The 22,179-nt window shown below is 54.9% G+C and carries 16 protein-coding genes; 3 read left to right on the forward strand and 13 right to left on the reverse strand.

Annotated elements, in window-relative coordinates; all coding sequences use genetic code 11:
- The 4 genes from DBR37_RS12990 to DBR37_RS13005 form a co-directional block, all read right to left on the reverse strand.
- Complete coding sequence (locus tag DBR37_RS12990; protein WP_124574906.1) at positions 1 to 765, reverse strand: ABC transporter ATP-binding protein; 765 nt, start codon at positions 763 to 765, stop codon at positions 1 to 3.
- A gap of 10 nt (positions 766 to 775) precedes the next feature.
- Positions 776 to 1,663, reverse strand: a complete 888-nt coding sequence (locus tag DBR37_RS12995) for an ABC transporter permease (RefSeq protein WP_124574907.1) — start codon at positions 1,661 to 1,663, stop codon at positions 776 to 778.
- A 20-nt stretch (positions 1,664 to 1,683) separates the two neighbouring features.
- A complete protein-coding gene (locus DBR37_RS13000) occupies positions 1,684 to 2,682 on the reverse strand; it encodes an aliphatic sulfonate ABC transporter substrate-binding protein (protein WP_124574908.1) in 999 nt (332 codons plus the stop codon).
- Between the two features lie 300 nt (positions 2,683 to 2,982).
- Complete coding sequence (locus tag DBR37_RS13005) at positions 2,983 to 5,715, reverse strand: EAL domain-containing protein (protein ID WP_124574909.1); 2,733 nt, start codon at positions 5,713 to 5,715, stop codon at positions 2,983 to 2,985.
- A gap of 230 nt (positions 5,716 to 5,945) precedes the next feature.
- On the opposite strand from DBR37_RS13005, the gene DBR37_RS13010 reads away from it, so the two are divergent.
- Both DBR37_RS13010 and fumC read left to right on the forward strand, forming a co-directional pair.
- Positions 5,946 to 6,614 carry a DUF599 domain-containing protein gene (locus DBR37_RS13010; RefSeq protein WP_124574910.1) on the forward strand — a complete coding sequence of 223 codons (669 nt, stop codon included), beginning with the start codon at positions 5,946 to 5,948 and terminating at the stop codon, positions 6,612 to 6,614.
- An 84-nt stretch (positions 6,615 to 6,698) separates the two neighbouring features.
- Entirely contained in the window at positions 6,699 to 8,087 is a 1,389-nt protein-coding gene (gene fumC / locus DBR37_RS13015; protein WP_124574911.1) for a class II fumarate hydratase, read from the forward strand.
- A 118-nt stretch (positions 8,088 to 8,205) separates the two neighbouring features.
- Here the strand turns inward: fumC and DBR37_RS13020 are convergent, their stop codons facing one another.
- Positions 8,206 to 8,748, reverse strand: coding sequence for a hypothetical protein (locus DBR37_RS13020; protein ID WP_124574912.1), 543 nt, complete (start codon positions 8,746 to 8,748; stop codon positions 8,206 to 8,208).
- Between the two features lie 68 nt (positions 8,749 to 8,816).
- On the reverse strand, positions 8,817 to 9,035 hold the full coding sequence (locus tag DBR37_RS13025) for a CsbD family protein (protein ID WP_124574913.1): 219 nt from the start codon (positions 9,033 to 9,035) through the stop codon (positions 8,817 to 8,819).
- 494 nt (positions 9,036 to 9,529) lie between these two features.
- Here DBR37_RS13025 and DBR37_RS13030 point away from each other — a divergent pair, with 494 nt between their 5' ends.
- Positions 9,530 to 11,566, forward strand: a complete 2,037-nt coding sequence (locus DBR37_RS13030; protein ID WP_124574914.1) for a PAS domain-containing protein — start codon at positions 9,530 to 9,532, stop codon at positions 11,564 to 11,566.
- Positions 11,567 to 11,590: 24 nt separating this feature from the next.
- On the opposite strand, the gene DBR37_RS13035 is transcribed toward DBR37_RS13030, so the two are convergent.
- The 7 genes from DBR37_RS13035 to DBR37_RS13065 all read right to left on the reverse strand — a co-directional run bounded on the left by DBR37_RS13035 (position 11,591) and on the right by DBR37_RS13065 (position 22,168).
- Complete coding sequence (locus DBR37_RS13035) at positions 11,591 to 12,013, reverse strand: response regulator (protein WP_233588373.1); 423 nt, start codon at positions 12,011 to 12,013, stop codon at positions 11,591 to 11,593.
- Positions 12,014 to 12,090: 77 nt separating this feature from the next.
- Positions 12,091 to 12,723: a response regulator transcription factor gene (locus tag DBR37_RS13040; RefSeq protein WP_124574916.1), complete on the reverse strand. Its 633-nt coding sequence runs from the start codon at positions 12,721 to 12,723 to the stop codon at positions 12,091 to 12,093.
- Positions 12,724 to 12,757: 34 nt separating this feature from the next.
- Positions 12,758 to 13,873, reverse strand: coding sequence for a sigma-54-dependent Fis family transcriptional regulator (locus DBR37_RS13045; protein WP_124574917.1), 1,116 nt, complete (start codon positions 13,871 to 13,873; stop codon positions 12,758 to 12,760).
- A gap of 163 nt (positions 13,874 to 14,036) precedes the next feature.
- Positions 14,037 to 15,149, reverse strand: coding sequence for a YbdK family carboxylate-amine ligase (locus DBR37_RS13050; RefSeq protein ID WP_124574918.1), 1,113 nt, complete (start codon positions 15,147 to 15,149; stop codon positions 14,037 to 14,039).
- A gap of 17 nt (positions 15,150 to 15,166) precedes the next feature.
- On the reverse strand, positions 15,167 to 16,369 hold the full coding sequence (locus DBR37_RS13055) for a cation:proton antiporter (RefSeq protein ID WP_124574919.1): 1,203 nt from the start codon (positions 16,367 to 16,369) through the stop codon (positions 15,167 to 15,169).
- A 406-nt stretch (positions 16,370 to 16,775) separates the two neighbouring features.
- Positions 16,776 to 18,146: an NAD(P)/FAD-dependent oxidoreductase gene (locus tag DBR37_RS13060; protein ID WP_124574920.1), complete on the reverse strand. Its 1,371-nt coding sequence runs from the start codon at positions 18,144 to 18,146 to the stop codon at positions 16,776 to 16,778.
- Positions 18,147 to 18,298: 152 nt separating this feature from the next.
- Entirely contained in the window at positions 18,299 to 22,168 is a 3,870-nt protein-coding gene (locus DBR37_RS13065; RefSeq protein ID WP_233588374.1) for a translocation/assembly module TamB domain-containing protein, read from the reverse strand.
- Between the last annotated feature and the right edge of the window lie 11 nt (positions 22,169 to 22,179).

The raw sequence follows: 22,179 nt of genomic DNA on the forward strand, positions 1-22,179 counted from the left end.
TCAAATGGCATGGATTTCTTCCAGTACCCTGAGGATGTTGTCGCGCGCAGTCGCCAGCTCAGGTGTATGTCGATTGCGTGGACGTGGCAGGTCGACGCGGGTGTCTTCTATGATTTCGCCTTGTCCCATGGTCAGGACGCGATCACTGAGATACGCCGCTTCATCGATATCGTGTGTCACCAGCAGCACGGCAAAGCCATGTTCGGCGGCCAGCGTCAGCAGCAAGTCCTGCAAGCGCATGCGGGTAAAGGCATCGACTGCAGAGAATGGTTCATCCAGTAATAACAGGCGTGGCTGATTGAATAGTCCGCGGGCGATGGCCGCGCGTTGTGCCATGCCGCCTGATAATTGCTTGGGTAAATAATCGATAGCCGCACTCAGGCCGACTTCATGCAGCAAGGCTAGTACTTGCGGATTGTCATGCGCGCGCGTGCGATCCTGATCCGGACGGTTGAAGCCGACGTTCTCTGCCACGCTGAGCCAGGGCAGCAAACGCGGTTCCTGGAAGATCAGGCCGATATCTGGTGTGACGCCTTTGAGCGGCACGCCAGCCAGTGAAATTTCACCGCTATAGTTTTTGTCGAGACCTGCGATCAGACGCAGCAGCGTACTTTTACCGCAACCTGATTTACCGACCAGACTGACGACTTCGCCCGCGGCGAGCGTCAGCGTAACGTTGTCCAGAACGGTATGGTCGCCGAAATTCTTTGCGCGTACATGCAGTTCGAGTAAAGGCTTGGGTGGTGGGACGAGTGCAATGCTCATGTGTGCAACCTCAGACTGAACGTGTAGCGAGCGAGTCTGACCATGCCAGCTTGCGCGTTTCCAGCCATTTCAATAAGCCATCAGTCAGCTTGCCGAGTAGGGCCAGCAGGAAGATCGCTGCCAGCACGACATCCGGCCGGCTGGTTTCGCGACCGTCGGTCAGCAGATAGCCGATGCCCTTGGTGGCGGCAATCAGCTCTGCTGCAACCAGGAACATCCATGCCAGCGACAAGCCGTTACGCAAGCCGGTGAACAGGCTGGGTAATGCGGCAGGCAGCACGATGCGGCGGGCCAGTGCCGGAGCTGACAAGCCATAGATTTCGCCGAGTTCGATCAGCTTGCGATCCACGTTGCGGATGCCGGATACCAGGCCGAGATAGATAGGGAAGAAAGCGCCGATAGCAATCAGCGTGATCTTCGGTGTTTCATCTATGCCGAACCACAGCAGGAGCAGCGGTACCCAGGCCAGGCTGGGTATGGCACGCAAAGCCTGGAAGGTCGGTTCAAAGAAAGCTTCCGCATGCTTGCTGAGGCCGACGAATAAACCGAACAGGACGGCCAGTCCGGCACCGATGGCATAACCGGAGAACACGCGCGCAACGCTGGCACTGATGTGTGTCAGCAAGCCTTGTTCGAGCAACGCAGAGAGGGTTTGCACGACTTCGGATGGCGGCGGCAGCAGGCGTGCCTGGATCCAGCCCAGGTGTGCCGAGACTTCGATCAGGCCCAGCGCCGCCAGCGGCAGTATCCACCCCAGCCAGCCGAGACTGCGGCTGGCTGGCTTGCTACTGGCAACCGGCACATCCTTTACCGCAGCGTGCTTGTTCACAGGCGCATGCGACGGCCGGATCGGGCTGGTGTTGACAGGTATAAAGCTGGCGCTGCGACTGTTGTCCATGAGGTCGGTATCCGTTGCGATCAGGTCGCCGATTTCTTCGGTGCCAGTGTTTGCACGAAGCTCGGGTCGATCAGATCATTAATGACTTTATTCAGGTCAGTACCTTTCTTGACCAGGTCTTCCTGCAGCAGGATAGGTGCGGCAGCCTGCAAGGCTTCACGATGTTCACGACCGATGTACGGATTCGAGAAATCGGTGCGGTTCAATTGCACTTTGGCCACGGCCAGCGAGATCTTTGCTTCATCGGCCTGGATCTGCGATGCTTCACGCGGATTGGCGAGTATCCACAGACGTGCGCGTTCGTACGCTTGCAATACTTGTTTTACCTGATCCGGATACTTCTTCGCGAAATCTTCGGTTACGTTCAGGAAGCCATAGGTGTTGAAGGCAACATTGCGATACAGCAGGCGCGAACCGGCTTGCAATTCACTGGAAGCCATGTGCGGATCGAGGCCAGCCCACGCATCGATGCGACCACTTTCCAGTGCTGCACGGCCATCCGCGTGTTGCAGGTGGACGATTTCGACATCGGATTTTTTCAGCCCGTTGACTTTCAGTGTGCGCAACAGGAAGAGGTAAGGATCGGTACCTTTGGTGGCGGCGATTTTTTTACCTTTGAGGTCGGCCACGGTTTTGATCGGTGAATCTTTGGGTACCAGCAGCGCGGTCCATTCCGGACGCGAGTACACGTACACGCTCTTGATAGGATTGCCATTGGCGCGCGACAGGACAGCGGCGAGGCCAGCAGTGCTGCCGAAGTCGATGCTGTTGGCGCTCAGATACTCCAGCGCGCGGTTACTGCCTTGCGACAGCGTCCATTTGACTTTGATGCCGCTGGATTTAACTTGTTCTTCGAGCCAGCCGAAGTGTTTCAGTACCAGACTGGTCGGTGAGTAGTAAGCATAGTCGAGACGAATTTCATCGGGGGTTGCAGCAGCGCGTGCCGAAAGTGTAAGACCTGAACCCAGGCCAGCCAGGGTCAGCAATGCGGTATTTTTGATAAAAAATCTGCGATCCATGTTCTACCTTGAATAGTGAGGCAGGCACTAGCCAGTGCCCGGTTTATCGTATCGTGTCGGATGTGAGATCGCCGGAGACGGCTGCTGGAATGGTTACCTGCGTTTGCTATGCAGGAGGAAGGCCAAATCAGTTTTCACTCAATCGTTATCGTTGTTGGGAATAAGATTAACGACAGGTGCAAATTAACGGAACGAATCTCTTCGTTGATGCATCATCGGTTTTCGCATAAGCCGTTTTAGTCATAAGCACATGCGAAAACTGCGGATGAATGTGCAAGCTGGATTGCAGACGATGTGTACTTAATCAACCAGTGCTGCGCTGCGTTCATTCAATAGCAGTGTTTCTATCTGATCAGATGGCAATGGTTTGCAGAAGTAATAACCCTGCATTTCATCGCAACCCTGATGACGCAGGATTTCCATCTGGCTGGCCGTTTCCACGCCTTCTGCAATCACATTCAGCTTGAGATTATGTGCGAGCGAGATGATGGATGAGACGATGGAGGCGTCATCCTGGTTGATTGCAATGTCGCGCACGAAGGAGCGATCTATCTTCAGTGTATCGATAGGAAAGCGCTTCAGATAGGCGAGACTGGAATGGCCGGTACCGAAATCATCCACCGAGAGTTGCACGCCTAATGACTTGAGATCACGCAAGGTCATGATGTTGCGTTCTATATCAGCCATGACCGAACTCTCGGTCAGTTCGATTTCAAGGAAGTGCGCTTCAAGTCCGGTTTCTTGCAAGGTTTGCTGGATGGATGCCAGCAGGCTGGCTTGCGTGAATTGGCGTGCCGACAGATTGACTGCGATTCGCAGTTGCGTGCAACCCATGTCTTGCCAGGCCCTGGCCTGGCGGCAGGCGGTTTGCAGGACCCAGGCACCGATAGGAATGATGAGGCCGGTTTCTTCTGCCAGGCTGATGAAGCTGCCCGGTTGCACCATGCCGAGTATAGGATGATTCCAGCGCACCAATGCTTCCAGGCCGACGATGGCGCCGGTATGCAAATCGACCTGCGGCTGGTAGTGCAGCACCAGTTCATTCAGTTCGACCGCATGGCGCAGCTCGCCTTCTATGCGCAGGCGGGCAAGTGCCTGATCATTCATTGCCGCTGTATAGAACTGGAAATTGTTGCGGCCCAATTCCTTGGAGCGATACATCGCCACGTCGGCATGTGCCAGCAGCGTGGTCGGATCGGCGCCGTCGTTGGGATAAACCGCGATGCCCATGCTGCAGCTGAGGAAGAATTCACTGCCTTGTATGGTCAGTGGTTTCACTACTGCTTCCATGATGCGCTGGATGACATCGGATGAGTAACCGGAAGGACCGTCACCGCACTCCGGCAAGACCAGCACGAATTCATCGCCACCGAGGCGCGCCACGGTATCGGATTCACGTACCGATGCCTGCAAGCGATCCGAAATAATTTTCAGCAAGACGTCGCCGGCCTGATGTCCCATCGTGTCGTTGACGAATTTAAAGCGGTCGAGATCGACCAGCACGACCCAGACAGCGTGTCCGTTACGGGAGGAGTAGGCGATGGCGTTTTCCAGCCTGTCCTGCAGTAGTGCACGATTTGGCAAACCGGTCAGCACGTCATGGCTGGCCATGCGGTGCAGTGTGGTTTCGTATTGCTTCATCGGCGTGATGTCGCTCATCGCCGCTACGAAGTGTGTGGTTTTACCCTGGTCGTCCTTGACCGGTGCGATGTAGAGATCGTTCCAGAACAGCGAGCCGTCCTTGCGATAGTTGCGCAGCACGCCTTTGCCTTCACGTTTTTCAGACAAGGCTGCGCGGATTTCATACAAGTCCGCCTGGTCATGGTCGTTGCCGAGCAGGAAGCTGCTGCTGCGACCGATGGCTTCGGCAGCGGTGTAACCGGTGATACGTTCAAACGCAGGATTTACATATTCGATGGCGAAATCCGGTGCCTGCGCGCTGGAGATAATGACCGCATTCGCGCTGCATTCAATCGCACGTTCGCGCAGGCGCAGTGCTGCCTCTGCCGCCTGGCGGCCATTGCGGTCACGGTGTGCGCGTATTTCTACGGTCACCCTTTGCGCCAGGCTGACCAGCAATGCGACTTCCTGCGCGTCGAAGGCATCCGGTTCGGAAGCATAGACATTGAAGACGCCGATGATTTCCTGGTCATCGCCCATAGGCAAGACCAGCTTGGAGTAAAAGCCGCGTCGCATCGCTTCTTCGCGCCACGGTGTCGGGCTCATATCATTCGCGAAGTAATTGGCGACCGCCGGACGTCTGGTTTGCAAAGCCGTATTGATGGCCCGGGTGCCGACGCCACCAGCCTGCAGCGGTACTTTCAATGCATCCAGATAACCCTGGTGTTCCTGCGTCAGGCCGACCGGGATGATCGCACCGTCGGCTGCCATCAGGCCGACCCAGGCCATCCGATAGCCGGTCGCAGTCACCACATCACATATGCCTTGCAGCAGTGCGTTTTCATCTGTTGCTTCGGAGATGACGTCCTCGCAATCATGGATCGCGCGCAGCGCACGATTGCTACGCGCGAGGGCGATTTCCAGATGGTGCCGGGTCGTGATGTCGGTACCGATTAATTTGATATGGCCGCTATGCTCGTCGCTATCCGGGATAAAGCGCGCCTGATATTCGATCCAGCGCGGACTGCCGTCAGGACGATTGATGCGCAGGCGCAGTGTTTGCTGTGGTTCGTGCTGGATGCTATGCAAGAGATCACGTGCCTGCTCGCGATCTGCCGGGGCGATATTCTCCAGCCACAGGCGTGAGTTGGCATAAAAGCGCTCCGGTGAGCTGCCGTATAGCGCTTCTACCGTTTTGCTGGCATAGATCACCTGGCCATCCGGGATGCGCAAGACCCAGACTATCTTGTCGGTCGCTAGCAGGCTTTCGGTGGCCGGATCGACCAGATAGCCTGCATGCTTGCGTACCGTATAACGACGCCAGCTCTTCTTCAACAGCGAGGCGAATGCGTACACGCAGCCTTGCAGAAAGTTCAGGTTGGTGCCAGGCTCTTTACGGATAATGCGTTCCATACGTATTCGATTTTCCTTGCCTGGTAGGCAGGCAAGAGATGCTGCATGCGGGGGGCAGGTAGTGACTGCAGCGGGTAGTTGAGAGTTGATTTACTGCAATAGGATTCTAAGATAAGTAAAAATGAATTCAGTCTAATTTTTCTGAATATCAATATACGTTTGCTGAGGTCTGCTATCGTAGCTACCGGGGGCAGGACAAGTCTGCCTGGATTATTTATATAGAGGGGAATATGGGCGTGATCGACGTCGATGTCATGGCGCTATGCGCGAGTGGTGTGTTGTTAATGGCTTATTACGTGTACCTGATGATGCGGGTGCGGCGTAATCCTGATTTTTCCGTGCACTCGGTTAATCATCGCGCCCGCGCATTATGGGTCAAGGATGTGATGGCCAGCGGCGGCAAGAAAGATGTGATGGCGGTACAGACGCTGCGCAACTTTGGCATGACCGCAACCTTCAAGGCTTCTTCTTCCATTCTGCTTATTCTCGGCACCTTGACCCTGTCCGGTCAGGCCGAGAGTCTGGCGCGCACCTGGCATGTGCTCGACTTTGCCGGCGGTTCGCGTGCGGCCGAATGGTGGGTAATCAAGATTATTTGCCTGCTAACTGTATTGCTGGTGGCGTTCTTTGCCTTCGCGATGTCGCTGCGCCTGCTGAACCATGTGGTGTTTATGGTCAATCTGTCGCAAACCGATGCACAGGGTTCGCTGTCACCCGAGCGGGTCGGGCAGCGCCTGAACAGCGCCGGGGTTTTTTATACGCTGGGTATGCGCGCATTCTTCGTAGCGGTGCCGTTGACCTTCTGGTTGTTTGGCCCGCTGTTCCTGTTTTTATCGACCCTGGGCCTGATCGTGGCGCTGTATCACCTGGATCGCAGTCCGCTGGCGGAAAACAATTAGGCATGCTGCTTTCGGAGCAGTCTCCTGCAAATAAGCGCGCTTTGCAGTAGTCTTTACTTCTCACAGCTCAATCAGGATCAGCCCATGACGACCCGTACAGAACGCGACACATTCGGCCCGATAGAAGTGAATAGTGAACGCTTGTGGGGCGCGCAAACGCAGCGCTCGCTTGAGCATTTCAAGATATCTACCGAAAAGATGCCGCAGGAATTGATTGTGGCACTGGCTGAAGTCAAACGTGCCGCTGCCATCGTCAACCAGGATCTCGGCAAGTTGGCCAAAGACAAGGCGCAAGCCATCGCCCAGGCTGCCGAGGAAGTGATCGGTGGTCAGCATCCGCATGAATTTCCGCTGGCGGTGTGGCAGACCGGCTCCGGCACGCAAAGCAATATGAATATGAATGAGGTGCTGGCAAATCGCGCTTCTGAATTGCTCGGCGGCGAACGCGGCGAGAAGCGTCTGGTGCATCCGAATGACGATGTTAACCTCGGCCAGTCCTCCAACGATATCTTCCCGACCGCGATGTATGTGGCTGCCGCCGTGGCCGTGGTGCAGACGCTGCTGCCGGCGACGCAGGCATTGCAAACAACATTGAACGGCAAAGCCGAAGAGTTTGCCGACATCGTCAAGATAGGCCGTACCCATTTGCAGGATGCGACGCCGCTGACGCTGGGTCAGGAGTTCTCGGGCTATGTCGCACAACTGGCGCAGTCTGCCGCTGCCATCACGAGCTTGCTGCCGCCGCTGCAAGACCTCGCAGTGGGCGGTACTGCAGTGGGTACCGGCCTGAATACGCATCCGGAATTCGGCGTCCGCGTAGCAGCCGAGCTGACGCGTCGCACTGGTGTGACGTTTAAAAGCGCAAATAATAAGTTCGCCGCGCTGGCCGCACATGATGCGATGGTGAGCGTACATGGTGGTCTGAAGACGCTGGCCGCCAGCATGATGAAGATCGCCAATGATGTGCGCTGGCTGGCTTCCGGTCCGCGTTCCGGCCTCGGTGAAATCAGCATTCCGGAAAACGAACCGGGCAGTTCCATCATGCCGGGTAAGGTCAATCCGACGCAGAGCGAAGCGGTGACGATGTTGTGTTGCCAGGTGTTTGGCAACGATGTCGCACTCAATTTCGGTGGCGCGTCCGGCAACTTTGAATTGAATGTGTTCAAGCCGCTGCTGGCACATAACTTCCTGCAAAGCGTGCGCTTGCTGGCCGACGGCATCCATAGCTTCGATGAACATTGTGCGCACGGCATCGTGGCCAATCGTGATCGCATCTCGGATTTGATGGAACGTTCACTCATGCTGGTGACAGCGCTGGCGCCGCATATCGGTTACGACAAGGCGGCGAAGATAGCCAAGCAGGCACATCAGCAGGGTGCCAATCTGAAGGAAACGGCGGTGGCGCTCGGCTATGTGACGAGTGAGGAATTTGACTTGTGGGTTCAGCCGCAGGACATGATACATCCGGGCTGAAAACGCTCCACAGTCATCAGGCAGGAATATAAAAACGGCCCCGGTAGTGATACCGGGGCCGTTGTCTTGCCAGGAGTCAGGATAGAAAAGGCTATACCGCCTTATTTGCTATCAGTGCTTATTTGCCAGCGTTAGCAGCGGCGATACAACGCGATTTTTCATCGCCGGCCAATGCTTCACACTTCTCTTTTTGCACTGCTACGTGTGCATCTTTCTTTTCGTCGCGTGCATCTTTACGTGCATCGCTCACTTCTTTTGACGCTTTGGCGTCAGCAACAGCGGAGTCGTGCGTCGCTTTCGCTTCTTTTACGCAGACATCTTTTTTGTTGCCGCTAAAGTCATCGCATTTTTCCTTGGCCACTTTATAGTTGGCATCGGCAATGTCGGTGCGTGCTTTCTTCTGTGCGGCAGGAGTGCCTTTATAGGCGGCTTCCGCTTCGGCCTTGGCTTTTACTTCGCCAGCCTTGGCTTCTTCCTGGCAGATATCCTTGGCATTGCCTTTCATATTGTCGCAGGCTGCACGTGCGACTTTGTAATCGGCTTCGGCGCGGGTTTTGGCCGCGTCGTAGTTAGCCTTGGCTTCAGATGGTGCTGCGTAAGAAGCGCTCATAAAACCGAAGCTGGCTGCAGCCATGACTATCATAGAGAGGGATTTTTTCATTTTGTATCCTTTATGCTTATTTAGAATGTCTTGCTGCCGGCGAGCCCTGGGCCCGCACTACAAAGCACTTACAGATAGCGCTTATCGTTGCGGTTGCGGTCTTCGAAAGCCTTGATCTGTTTCTCGGCTTCATCCTTGTTGACGCCGTAAGCTTCCTGTATCTTGCCGGCGAGCTGGTCGCGCTTGCCCGCGATCGTGTCGAGATGATCATCGGTGAGCTTGCCCCATTGCTCTTTGATATTGCCTTTGAGTTGTTTCCAGTTACCTTCAATAACGTCCCAATTCATAGCATTCTCCTTGTTCAGGTTGCTCGCGAGTAAATCGCGGTAAGGCAAAGTGCCTGCCTTTTACTACGCAAGCCGCAGGCCAGCTTGTGCGCCTATACGAATCAAGGACTTATGTTTATTTTTTGATATTTTTGTAAAAATTACCGGGTAGCTTGAACCCGCTACATGTGGGAAAAGAGGAGTTTCCTTGTCTGGCGGCAAGCAGGCTAAGCCGGGGAAATGTTAAATCGAGCGTTAAAATTTGTTGGCTTTTTGGAACCATTTCACTGGAGCAGCATCTGAACAGCTGCTTGCCAGGGCGCTGCTAAAATCGCAGGAAAGAGCCGCATAAGTTGTCAGACATTTGCAGTGCCCACGCATACTGCTATTCTGATTTCGATCACATCTGTATACAGTCGTAACACCTGCAGTCGCTATGTCGCGTTGCTTGTTGCCTTAGTCTGGATAGTGGCTTTGCTTAACTTGCTTCACCCATTACTTACACAGGAATTTTTATGCTGACTAGCCCGCCAGTACGTACCACGTTCACACCTTTGTGGGCGCCGCTATTGGCTGCGTTGCTGATGGTGGGCGTGGGCGTGCTGGCCATGGTCAATGTGCGGCAAGACCTGTGGGTATTGGATTACCGCCTGTTCGACCTGGTGCCTATCCTGGCGAATACCGCACTGGCTTTTGTGCTGGCTGGCCTGGCGCTGATACTGCGTTCCTTCAAAATCTCTACACCGCGTGCGCGCACTGTATTTTCCGTACTGGCTTCTATCGTTGCACTTTGTGTTGCCTTGCTCGGCCTGTCGACACTGCTGCAATTCATGTTCGGTGTGCATGTCGGTATCGAGCGTGTATTCCCGACACTGGCGACAACTGAATACAAAGCCTATCTGGAACGCATGGCACCGTTGCCGGCGTTGGGTTTCACGCTGGCCGGGCTGAGTTTGCTCATGCTGGATTACCGTACCACACGCGATCACTATCCTTCTGAGTACGGTGCGTTCATTCTCGCGGGTGTGATGGGTATACCGCTGATCGGTCACTTATACAACGTGATGTCGGTCGATGAATTGAATGCGGCACATACTGTGACGCCATTCATTTCGATCATCTTCTTCATCCTGGCGCTCGGTATTTTGTCGGCGCGTCCGGAACACAGGCTGATGAGCCTGTGGAACAGTACTTCGCCTGGCGGCCCGTTATTGCGACGTTTGTTGCCGAATAGCCTGATACTGCTGGTGATTCTTGATTTCGCCATCAAGTGGGGGGTGCAGAATCGCTACTATGATGCAGATAAGGCGTCGCCCTTGCTGATCCTGCTGAGCAGTTCGCTGCTCTTCATTATGTTTTGCCGAACTGCTGCCTTGCTTAATCGTGAATACGAGGGACGGCAACAAGGTGAGGCGGCGCTGGCAGAGAGTAATGCCCTGTTGCGGGCAGTCAGCGATAACACGCCGGATGCGATCTTCGTCAAGGACAGCAGTGGTCGCATGGTGTTTGCAAATCCGGCCAAGCTGCGGCTGCTCGGCAAGCAGCGTGATGAGGTTATAGGCTACCGCAGCATAGATCTCTATCCGCTGCGGGAAGATGCGGAGCAGGTTCAGCTGGAAGATCAGAGTGTGCTTGATGATGGTGTTCCCAAGGTATTTGAAACGACGATACAGTTCGTCAACGGTGTGCACACCATGCACTCTACCAAGGCACCGTGGCTGAACGCGAATGGCGAGGTAATGGGACTGGTCGGCATCAGTACCGACATTACCGAACGCAAGCGTATGGAAGACTCACTGAAAGCACATGAAACGCAGCTGGAAGCGCTGGTCGCCGCGCGGACCGCCGAAGTCAGTGAATTGATCGGCCATCTGGAAACGACGCGCGAAGAAGAGAAGCATGCGATCGCCCGTGAGTTGCATGACGATCTCGGTTCTGCACTGACCGCGCTGAATATGCATTTGTCGCTGCTGTTCCAGCAAATACCGGTGGAGCCGAAATTTACCGAGCGTTCGCTCAAAATCAAGGCTTTGCTGAGTTCGATTACCGACGCCACGCGCCGCATCCAGAATGGTTTGCGGCCTGATAAGCTGGATGTGTTCGGCATCAAGATCGCGATAGCGGAGCAGGCAGCCGAGTTTGAAAAGTACACAGGTGTCACCTGTAATGCGAGCTTGCCTGACGATAGGTTGATTTACGCGCCGCGCGTGGATATCGCCTTGTTCCGCATGGTGCAGGAGTCACTGAACAATATTGCCAAGCATGCGCAAGCGACGCATGTCGATGTGGTGCTGGATGATGCGGATGACGAGATCATGCTGACCATACGTGACAACGGTGTCGGCATACCGATTGCACAATCAGGCGTGATTACACATGGTTTGCGTGGGATGCGTGAGCGTGCCGGTTATCTGGGTGGTTCGGTGCGGGTGAGCAGCAGCGCGGGAAGCGGGACGACGATTGCGATCAGCATACCGAAGACGGCAGAGAATATGCGGATAGAAGTGGACGACGAAAGCGAAGAGGGGAATGAAGCCGAGAAAGCGCGTTAGCCTGTAGTGCGAGGAAGCTGGGGTTTAACCGCGTGCATGGTATTGCAGATTGGCGGAACTCAGGCTTTTCACCAATTCAAATAACTGTGGAAACTCGGACGTCTTGTCGAAGAAGTGGTTGACGCCATATTGACGGCCAACGCGGCGGAACACTTCGGTGGCGTTATTGCTGCAGATGATTTTCAATGCATTTGCTGCCCTGGCTTTTTCAGATATCTGACGCAGCAGGTTGATGCCGTTACCTTTTTTGAGCTGGATATCAACTATCAGTACATCGCACGGCAGCGCATTCAGCTGGTTCAGTGCATCGCCTTCGGACTCGGACACACCAGCAACCACGACGCCGGGAATCATCGCCAGGTTTTCTATCATCAGTTCACGTACGTCCAGCGAATCTTCTACGAGGAAGACCCGTAAGGGCTGGCTCACTGTGTTTTCAAAAGTCATCGCTTGAGTCATATTTCAACCACGGTTAAGAATATCGATTACTGAACTTGCATACCTGTTGCTGCTTCCGGCTGCCATTAGTCAATCAGGTTTTGCTTGATTGCGTAGTAAATGATGCCGGCGTTATTTTCCATATTCATCTTTTGCAATACACGTGCCCGATAGGTACTGACTGTTTTCACGCTCAGGCATAGTTCTTCTGCGATCTTGGTAACGCCATGACCCTGGCACAGCTTGTAGAAAATTTCGTACTCACGTTTCGACAGGGTTTCGTGCAAAGGCTTTTCGGTACTGGTATCGAGTTCTGTCGTCAGTAGTTCCGCAACGGTATGGCTGATGTACTTGTGGCCGCGCAGGATGGTCTGAATCGCATTGACCAATTCTTCTGCCAGCGCTTCCTTCTGCACATAACCACTGGCACCGCTGCGTAATATCTGTACCGCATAGCGGCTTTCCGGGTGCATGCTCAGGATCAGTACCGGCAGATCCGGCTTCTCGCGCTTGATTTGCTTCAGTACTTCGACCCCGCTTTTATCCGGCATATTAATGTCGAGCAAAACGATGTCCCAATCCTGGGAGCGCACCAGGCGGATAGCTTCCTGCGCAGTAGCGGCTTCACCTTCGATTTTCATGTCCGGTACTTGCGCAATGAAATACTGCACGCCGGCGCGTACTACTGCATGGTCATCGACTACTAAAATTTTTATCATTATGAGTATGGGCGTTTAAATGAGTACTCGCCGATCACTGATTCCGGCTTTGCGCGCCATAGGGCCGCACATGCGGAATGACATCGCCCAGGAATAGCTTGGCCTGGTATTCATTCAAACGATTGTAAAGGGTTTTCAGGCTCACACCTAACACCTCGGCGGTCAGAGTCTTATTACCGCCACAGTGCCCTAAAGTGGCATAAATCAGGCGTTGTTCGGCATCGGCCAGCTTGCTGCCCAGCTGCACGGTGACGCAATCGCCGATTTGCTCGCTGACCATACCTTTGTTCGGGTTTACGAGTGGTAACAGCTCCAGCTCATGGTCGGCCATGATGTAGGCACGGTGCACAACGTTTTTCAATTCACGCACATTGCCCGGCCAGGTGTATTCATTCAACAGGCGCCACGACGCTTTGGAAAAGACCCGGTCACGACCGTCTTCCTCATTGAGCTGATCAAGGAACAGGCTGGCCAGCAGGCGGATATCTTCGCTGCGCTCGCGCAGCGGCGGCAAGTCCAGTGGGAATACTGCCAGGCGATAAAAGAGATCGCTGCGCAGGATGCCACTCTTCATTGCCTCCAGCGGATCGCGATTGGTTGCGGCGATGACGCGGACTTTGACTTCGGTTTCTTCTTCCGCGCCGATACGGCAGAAGCGGCTACTCTCCAGCACGCGCAGCAGCTTGACCTGCATATCGAGCGACATTTCCGTCACTTCATCGAGGAAGAGCGTGCCGCCATTCGCACGTTCGAAGCAGCCTTTTTGCATGCGGATCGCACCGGTAAAGCTGCCGCGTTCATGGCCAAACAATTCGGCCTCGATCAATTGTGGCGATACGGCACTACAGTTCAGGGCGACGAAAGGCTGATCCTGTTCGCGGCTCAGTTGATGGATGGCTTGTGCGACCAATTCCTTACCGGTGCCGCTTTCGCCTGCGATCAGGACGTTGGCAGTGGTCGGCGCCACTTTGCCTATCATCTCGAACAACTGCTGCATCGGAGCGGACGCACCATACAGGTCGCCGCAACGCGCAAGCTGCTTGAGCGTATGGGTGTGGGAGTTATTTCGGGCTTGCAATACGGCCATGTCATGGGCGCCGGGAATCGATAAATCTGCGATTTCAGCACTACCATTCAATCCGTTCGACATTCACTTCTCCTCTGTTAGGACGGCTACGACTTTTACAGAGTGAATTGTGAAGTAGTTGATAACATCGCAGAATCGGTGCTTATCCGATTCTGCTGTGGGAAAGCGCTTACATCTGCAAGCAATAGAGGGAGAGTTTACGGTGCAGTGCAGCAGGGAAACTTGTCTAGCGCGCCATCCAGACTGCACTTTGTTGACGTACGACATCGCTAAGTGAGCCTGATTTCTCGTAGCAGGCACGCAGCCAGTCGGCGTCGGATTGTCCGGCCTGTATGCGCTGACGCAACAACTCTATGGCCTCAGTGGTACCTAGTTCCTGGGCAATATCGGCCAGCATATCGAAGGTCTGCAGAATGTCTTCCTTGATCGAAGTCTGGGTCCCGTTGATAGGATTGATGATGGTGCCGTTCATGCCGAAGCGGCATGCCTGGAAGCGATTGTAGGAGTAGGTCAGGTAAGTATCTTGCGCCGGTTTCAGTTCCTGCTGCGCAAAGAAGAACTTGCTGAGCGTTTGCGCGTAACCGGCCAGTGCGACGGCGACTTCTATCGACAGCGGTGTGTCGCAGACACGGATTTCAACTGTGCCGTATTCCGGCTTGGGCCGGATGTCCCAGTAAAAGTCTTTCATGCTGGCGACGATGCCGAGGCTGGACATTTTGTCGAAGTAAGCATTGAACGCATCCCAGTCGGTCACGAAGGGCATGTAGCCACTCAGCGGGAAGGCGTTGATGCTGGTTAGGCGTGATGACTGGAAGGTGGTATCCACGCCCTGGTAAAACGGCGACGACGCCGACAGCGTGATGAAGTGCGGGATGTAGCGCGCCAGCATATGCGCAAGGCGTATCGCTTCATCGCCGGTCGCACAGCCTATGTGTATGTGTTGGCCGTACACGGTGAATTGCTTGGCCAGATAACCGTATAACTCGGAGACCAGGCGATAACGATCAGTCGGATAAATGCGCTGGTCTTCCCAGTGCTGGAACGGATGCGCACCGCCACCGGCGAGGCCGAGGTTGAGTTTGTCGGCAGCGCTGACCAGCAGCGTACGCATGGCGGTCAGCTCGGCCAGCATTTCCTTGTGATCGGTGTGCACGGAAGTCGCAATCTCGATCATGCTCTCGGTGATTTCCGGCTTGATGTCATAGCCGTGATCAGTCTTGTCGATGATGACGAGCAAATCGCTGGAGCCGCGTGTGAGGTTGTAGTCGCGGCGGTTAACGATTTGCAGCTCGAGCTCTACGCCCATCGTCAGCGGAGTCGAATTATTGAATTCCAGCATAGGGTTTCCTTGTTTGCTTATTGCTTGGCTTCACCGGATGCAACAAGTGCATAGCGGGTGCAGACCGGGCCTATGATTTCCAGGATGACGAGTATCGATACGACCAGTGCCGCGAGTTGCGAGCCGAACTGCGGATAGTAACCGACCGCATGCTGCACCATGATGATGTTGAAGCCGGACAGCGGCATCAGGCCGATACCGAGCAATGCACCTTTGCGCAGGGTCACGCCATTGATGCGTGCCATGGCCGTGGTGGTAGTCATCGCGATGGCGAGGCGCAAAACGATGAAAGCAAGTACTGCCGGCCACAAGGTCAACAGGTGTGACAGTTCCAGCTTGGCGCCGGCAAAAACGAACAGAGCGACGTAAAACAGGCCGCTGAACTGGCTCAGGTCAGGCTCAACAATTGCGTGGCGCGCATCGTAGCTGCGGCTGGCGATACCGAATACCAGCAGCGCAATCAGCGCGGACAGATTGAACATGACCGAGATGCCTACCGTCGCTGCAATCAGTGCCAGCACCATTATCAGTTGCGACTGGGTATCGCGTCCCAGCCATTGCCCTATCCATACCAGGAGGCGGCTGATGATCCAGCCGAGGGCAGCGGAACCGAGCAGCAGGTAGAGCGGATGCAGGATGTAGCTCTGCCAGCCGGCCGCGTATTCAACGTGCACCGCAGCCAGTCCCATTGAAAAAATAATAAAGGCCAGCGCATTGCCGATAACGACGATGTTGAGCATCCGCTCGGTCAGTTGTCCTTCGGCTTTGACTTCACGCACCACGTTCAGGATGACGGCAGGCGAGGTGGCCATGCCGAGTGCAGCGACCATGCTGGCGACCAGCTTGCTGACGCCGAATTGCGTCAGCAGCAGGAACAGTGCGAAGAAGGTCACCAGACTCAGCAGTACGCCGGTAATCAGCAAGCCGCGTTCGCGCAGCAACCATTTGTAATCAACCCGGCGGCCAAGTTCAAACAGTACCAGTCCCAGTGCAAGATCGACCATGATGCTGATTTCTTCCAGCATCGGTGCATCGATCAGGTTCAGTACCGATGGTCCTATTAATAAGCCAGTCAACACGTAACAGGTGATAGCAGGTATTTGCGGAAAAAAACGACGCAGAAAATGCGAACCGAGTATGCCGACGATGAGGATCAGGCCGGTGGCGGTAAGCACATTCAAAGCGTGCGGCATGGACGGAAAAAAACTATGTGATGTCATGTTGTTCCCGGCAATTTAAAGTAAGTGTTTCACGCAAGATGAAACGACTTGTGTAGCAGGACGCCTTGTCTATTCTGCAGACAGTACAGCGGCGACCATGTGTTTAGGTCGAGCAACTTTACTCACAGATTGTTTTCGGATGCTACTGCCTGCACTCATTGCAGGTGTCACCCGGTTTGTTGTGCCGTGATACTAACGACACGTGAGCGAATAAGACTGTTAGGTTCTTAACGGAGATACCGTTTTATTAATTTGACTGCGAAAGTGTAGCAGCAGTTATAGCAAAAGGCCGTATACATTTTTCTGCGATGCATATTACGAAATACGCCGCATGTCTGATATACAGACAGCGGCGAATTATAGTGCAATTCTTTTTTTTCTACATCAAGACACGATTAAGGTGTGTTTAGTGCAATTTTACGCGGGGTGATGTTTTGCGCCTTAACCAGTGCCCCACCGTATCAGCGCAAGTACGTATCACACCGTGTAATGCAACCAGATGCATGCGGTACAAGGAGATGTAAAGCAGGCGTGCCAGCACGCCTTCAATAAACATCGCACGACCAAGCAATGGCCCCATCAGATTGCCGACTGCATCGAAGCGACCGAGTGACACTAGTGAGCCGAGATCACGATACTGGAACAGCGGCAGCTCTTCATTGTCGAGGCGTTTCTTGATGGCATTGAACAGGAAGCTGGCCTGTTGATGGGCCGCCTGTGCACGCGGTGGCACTGTACTGTTTTTCTCCGGCCATGGACACGCAGCGCAATCACCGAACGCAAAAATATTCGGATCGACTTCAGTTTGCAGGCTTTGCGTCACGACTACCTGGCCGAGACGATTTACCGGTAAGCCGAGTTCGCTGAGGATTTGTGGTGCACGTATGCCTGCTGCCCATACGGTCAGGTCGGCCGGCACACTTTCGCCATTCGCGAGCATGACTGCGTGCTCCTGTACTTCAGAAACCTTGGCGTCGATGAGCACATCGATTTCCATATGATTCAGCAGTTCGGTAGTTTTGCTGGATACACGTTCCGGCAGTGCCGACAGAATGCGTGGTGCGGCTTCGATCACGCTGATGCGGATATCGCGGTGCGGATCAAGGTGATGCAAGCCGTAAGCACCGAGTATCTCTGCGGTATTGCGTAGCTCTGCTGATAACTCAACGCCGGTTGCACCACCGCCGATGATCGCGATATTCAGTTTGCTTTGTGCCTGGTCGGCACGCACACACAGTCCTATCATGCGACGACGGAAGTGCTCGGCCTGATGCATGGTATCGATCGAGATCGCATTCTTTTCCGCGCCCTGCACATTAAAGAAGTTGGTCACACTACCTATCGACAAGACCAGGGTATCGTAAGGAATATCGCGACGTGGCAGTAACTCGACACCGTCATCGTCGTTCACGCTGCCTATCGTAATCGTCTTGCGTGCACGATCCAGTCCTTGCAGTTCGCCCGGCTGATAGACAAAGCGGTGCCAGCGTGCCTGCGCCGCGTATTCGAGTTGGTGTGAGTTGGCATCCATGCTGCCAGCTGCAACTTCATGCAGCAAAGGCTTCCAGATGTGGGTAGACGAACGGTCGACCAGCACGACACTGATGCGTCCGCTCTTGACGAGCTTGTCACCGAGCGCGGTGGCCAGTTCAAGGCCGCCGGCACCACCACCGACGATAACGATGCGGTGTATTGCCGCAGCGTTGTCGGTCAAGGTTTGTAATTCAGTGTTGGTCTGGCTGCTCTGGTTTACTTCTCCATCAAGATCGTTAGACATAGCTACTCTCCAATTGTTGAAAATCGTGAGCGGCAGGGCGATCAGCCCCGCGATGCATGCCTTTCCTGGAAACGGCGGGTATTCAGCACGGTTTCAACAAGAAATCATGCGCAATAGTGTTGTTATATCAGGTTCGGGCCCGTCGTGCATAGTCAGTCGAAAGCAAAGTTATAGAACACAGATAGCGCGCTACTGGTACCGGCTTCGCCTTCCAGCGTAATGCGTGGCGTCAGTGTATAGCGCAGCAGCAGGACGCTGCCGACGGTATCCAGGCTTTGCTTGAAGCTGAGATAAAGGCGCGACGAGATACGTTTGCCCAGGGTGATGATGCGATCCTGCAGATCTGTGCCGCCTTTGCCTATGCTGACGTCGTCAAAGCCGAAAGCACTGGCAATTTGCGACTGCAAACCGGCTGCCGCCGTACCGGACAGCAGCGAGGTGGCAGCACTTTGCAGCGCATCGCGGTCTGCATCACCGGTGCCGGACAAGCCGCGTCCCAGTACCAGCCACGACAGTTTTTCCGCGTCGGTGACATTCGGTTCCGACACCAGCGTGATGCGTGGCGCGAGGGCTGTGCCGCGTATCGATACCCCGGCTTCGACTTCCTGGCCGCGTCGCATCGCGCGTATATCCAGTGCCGGATTGTTGAGCGGACCGCTGAACAGGACGGAACCTTGTTCGATTTTCAATTCACGCTGATAGGCTTTGAAGGTGCCGGATGAGACGCGCAGTGTGCCTTGCGCGCGCAAGGTATCACCGGCATTTGCCTGCAAGCGTACCTGGCCGACCAGCGTCGCATCCAGACCGCGACCTTGCAGTTTGATGCCATCACCGAGGCTGATGCTGACGTCCAGTGCGATGGCGGTCTTCTTGCCGCCATCTTCACTCTGACCGACGATGATGACGTCATCCGATAGTTCTGGGGTGCCGGACACGCCGATATCAACCAGGCCGGAATTGACTTCGAATTGTCCGTTCGCCTTGGCTACACCTGCTTGCCAGCCGACCACGCTGTCACCACTGATAACCAGCTTGCGGTCGCTGCGATCTATCAATTTATAACGCGTTACTTTGACTTTCAGTTCCAGCGCCAGTTGCTCACGCAGCAAACTGATGGGCCCGGAGATCAGCAGGTCGCCATCGTTTTTAAAACTGAGCTGGTTGATCATCAGCTGATCAGTCTGGAAGCTGCTGCGCAATACGCCTTGTTTCAGTTCTATGCCGGTATCGGTAAATAACAGGCGCAAACCATCCGCATTGACCGGTCCTTGCAGGCGCGGTTTGGCAAAGCTGCCATCCAGTACGATATCGGCCTGCACATTCCCTTCCATGACTAATGACGGAGAAATCAATGGGCCCAGCCATGCGAGAGTGGGCGTATTCATTTTGAGGTTGCCGGACAGCGGCGCATTCGGTGCGATCGAGAAGCGTCCGTCACCGCCTATGGTGGTGGCTAGCCTGCCTTCGATACGACCGGTACGTTTGCCGTCAGCCAGTAGTTGTGCTGTGAGCTGGCCCTTATTGGCAGTTGCGTTCACTTCGAAGGTATTCAGGCCCAGCGCAGTTGATGCGCTGCCGTGGATTGCGATATCGCCGCTTTCACGCCGTATGCTGAGATTGCCATCGAGCTTATCCTTCATGACCAGGTTCCATTCGCCGCCCAGCGTGAGGTCGCCGGTTGCGATAGGCGCCTGATTCAGCGCATGCAGGATTTCACCCGGTCGCACGCGTTTGAAATTACCGCGTGTGCTGATGCTGCGCTCGGTGCGCAGGAACTGTTCGATCTGGATGCTGGCGTTGTTGGCAGTGATCTTGAACTGATCCAGTTGTACCTGTTTTTGCGAAATTAATAGCGGTGCAGGTGCTTCCAGTTTTGCGTTGAAGCGACCGCTGGTGTCGAGGTTGTTGATGCTGCCTTCCCAACGCGGTGCACGTGCCAGGTCTTTCAAGCCGCCTGTTGCGTTCAGCTTCCATTTTTGTTCACGCTCGTTGAGGTTGCTGACCAGCGTATGTTGACCTGTGCTGCCACTGACTTTGAGATCAAAGTTATCCGCGCGCAGTTGTCCGCTCAGATTTTCCGCATGCACGAGGATGGAGAGGGGTGCGCTGTCCTGTGCGGCAAATTGCGCCTGTGCATCCAGTTTGGCGAATTGCTGGCCGCTGGATTGCACGGCTGTGGCATTCGTATTCAGCGTGACATTGCTGAGCAGGAAGGCTTTGTCATTCAGGTTCAGTGTCAGGTCGGCCTTGCCGGTGACAGTACCGATCCGGGTCTGGCCGGGTACGCGTACCTGATTGCCTTTCCAGTCAGCGCTAATGCGTGGTTGCTGCAGCTTGCCGCGTACTTCGCCATTAACTTGCAGTTCGCCGCCAAACTCTGATCCCAGCTGCGCCAGTGCCGGTGCCTGCAGGTCGAAGCTGAGGCGTGAGTTGTTTTCATCCAGCCTGCCGTTTGCGCTCAGGCGGTTTTTGCCGGCGACCAGCAGCAGCTTGGGGATGTCCAGTGTTTGTGCACGTAAACGTACTTCACCTTCGCCGCTCAAAGGATTGCCCGCAAGCTGGCTGTCATGGATGCGGAAGGAGAGGTCGCTTTCCAGACGTGGTTGACGTGTGCCACTGACGGAGAAATTACCATTCAGGTTGAGTGTCGGGAGTTGTGCAAAGTCGCCGAGTACACGTGGATTGAATTGGCGGATCACGCCTTTCGCGCTGAATGCCTGTTTGCCGCTGAAGGCGATATGCGCACTCGCATCGATGGCGCTGGCATCGGCACGCAGCTCCAGCTTATCCACGATCAGTGCTTCGTCCGCAACGACACCGTGTGCATTCAGGCTGAGCTTGCCTTTCTTGAGGGCTTCGGTGGCTGCCAGTGTGATGACTTGCCGACCTTCGGTATGTGCAACATCCAGCTTGATCGCCAGTCTGGTGGCACGCATGCGCTGATCGAGCTTTTTCAGGTCGAGGGCATCGGTATTGAGTGTGATATTCAATGCGCCATCAGCGTAGCGACCGCTGCCTTTGATGCTGCCAGCCGGGCGTTGTGCGCTGCCGAGCCTGATGAGCAGGGACTCCAGCAGGAAAGCATCATCCTTGGGCTTGAAGCTGAGCGACAGGTCTGTCAATGGAATCCGGCCTGCATCATAAGTACCGGCGGCAGTGTTGTTGATGTCCAGCGTCCCGGCACCTTCTTCAGTGGCGTGCAGTTGCAGGTTGATATTGGTTTGCGGTAAATCCTTGCCCAGTTCGCTCAGGTTGAGTGCTGTTGCAGCCAGGTCAGCCGCACCCAGCATGTTGTCGGAAAATGGCTTGAGCACGACCTGGCCCTTGATGAGGGCTTTGTTCACTTGGGCGTCGATGGAGGTTGCGATTTCTGCCAGCGAGCCATCCAGGTCTATGCGCGCGTTGGCGCCGAAATGCTGCTCATCGAGCATGGCTTCGGTGCTGCTGACCAGGCTGGCCTGCAACGGATAGGGCTTGGTCGTGGAGAGCGAAGCATGGCCATTGATCTTGCCGCTGTAGCTGTTGGTGCCGGAAGACGATCGCGCTGCCAGCTGATCAAGGTCGAGCAGATAACGCTTGCCATCGAAATCCAGCTTGACGGCGAACGCACCCAGCGTCACCACATCGACCGGACCCCAGGCCACGCTGCCGCCATTGACTTGTAGCTGGTCTACTTTCAGTTTGACTGGCAAGCCTATGCTGTCCGGCAGTGTGGATGGTTCCTTGCTCTGGTCTATCTTGCTGATGATGCCCAGTTTGCCGACCTGCAGCAGCGGAATGTGCACTTTGCCAGCCAGCAAGGCGGAGAGTCGGGTTTCGATCAGCACATCATCGAGTGTGATGGTTTGATTTTCCAGTTTGATATTGAGCTGTTTGAGTTGCAGGGAGCCGCTCAGTTGTCCGCTGACGTCACGGCTTTGCACTATGCCAGCACTTAATTTGTCGACCAGACCAAAGGCAAACTGAGCACCGCTTTCGGTTTTCAGCAGCCAGCCACCCGCCGCCAGCACGGTGATGAGCAACGCAAGCAGAC

This window comes from Herminiimonas sp. KBW02 (assembly GCF_003852535.1).
Lineage (GTDB): Bacteria > Pseudomonadota > Gammaproteobacteria > Burkholderiales > Burkholderiaceae_D > Oxalicibacterium.

Excerpts from the sequence above, each read along its gene's own strand:
- DBR37_RS12990 (WP_124574906.1), bottom strand. The coding sequence starts at position 765 with ATGAGCATTGCACTCGTCCCACCACCCAAGCCTTTACTCGAACTGCAT.
- DBR37_RS12995 (WP_124574907.1), bottom strand. The coding sequence starts at position 1,663 with ATGGACAACAGTCGCAGCGCCAGCTTTATACCTGTCAACACCAGCCCG.
- DBR37_RS13000 (WP_124574908.1), bottom strand. The coding sequence starts at position 2,682 with ATGGATCGCAGATTTTTTATCAAAAATACCGCATTGCTGACCCTGGCT.
- DBR37_RS13005 (WP_124574909.1), bottom strand. The coding sequence starts at position 5,715 with ATGGAACGCATTATCCGTAAAGAGCCTGGCACCAACCTGAACTTTCTG.
- DBR37_RS13010 (WP_124574910.1), top strand. The coding sequence starts at position 5,946 with ATGGGCGTGATCGACGTCGATGTCATGGCGCTATGCGCGAGTGGTGTG.
- fumC (WP_124574911.1), top strand. The coding sequence starts at position 6,699 with ATGACGACCCGTACAGAACGCGACACATTCGGCCCGATAGAAGTGAAT.
- DBR37_RS13020 (WP_124574912.1), bottom strand. The coding sequence starts at position 8,748 with ATGAAAAAATCCCTCTCTATGATAGTCATGGCTGCAGCCAGCTTCGGT.
- DBR37_RS13025 (WP_124574913.1), bottom strand. The coding sequence starts at position 9,035 with ATGAATTGGGACGTTATTGAAGGTAACTGGAAACAACTCAAAGGCAAT.
- DBR37_RS13030 (WP_124574914.1), top strand. The coding sequence starts at position 9,530 with ATGCTGACTAGCCCGCCAGTACGTACCACGTTCACACCTTTGTGGGCG.
- DBR37_RS13035 (WP_233588373.1), bottom strand. The coding sequence starts at position 12,013 with ATGACTTTTGAAAACACAGTGAGCCAGCCCTTACGGGTCTTCCTCGTA.
- DBR37_RS13040 (WP_124574916.1), bottom strand. The coding sequence starts at position 12,723 with ATGATAAAAATTTTAGTAGTCGATGACCATGCAGTAGTACGCGCCGGC.
- DBR37_RS13045 (WP_124574917.1), bottom strand. The coding sequence starts at position 13,873 with ATGTCGAACGGATTGAATGGTAGTGCTGAAATCGCAGATTTATCGATT.
- DBR37_RS13050 (WP_124574918.1), bottom strand. The coding sequence starts at position 15,149 with ATGCTGGAATTCAATAATTCGACTCCGCTGACGATGGGCGTAGAGCTC.
- DBR37_RS13055 (WP_124574919.1), bottom strand. The coding sequence starts at position 16,369 with ATGACATCACATAGTTTTTTTCCGTCCATGCCGCACGCTTTGAATGTG.
- DBR37_RS13060 (WP_124574920.1), bottom strand. The coding sequence starts at position 18,146 with ATGTCTAACGATCTTGATGGAGAAGTAAACCAGAGCAGCCAGACCAAC.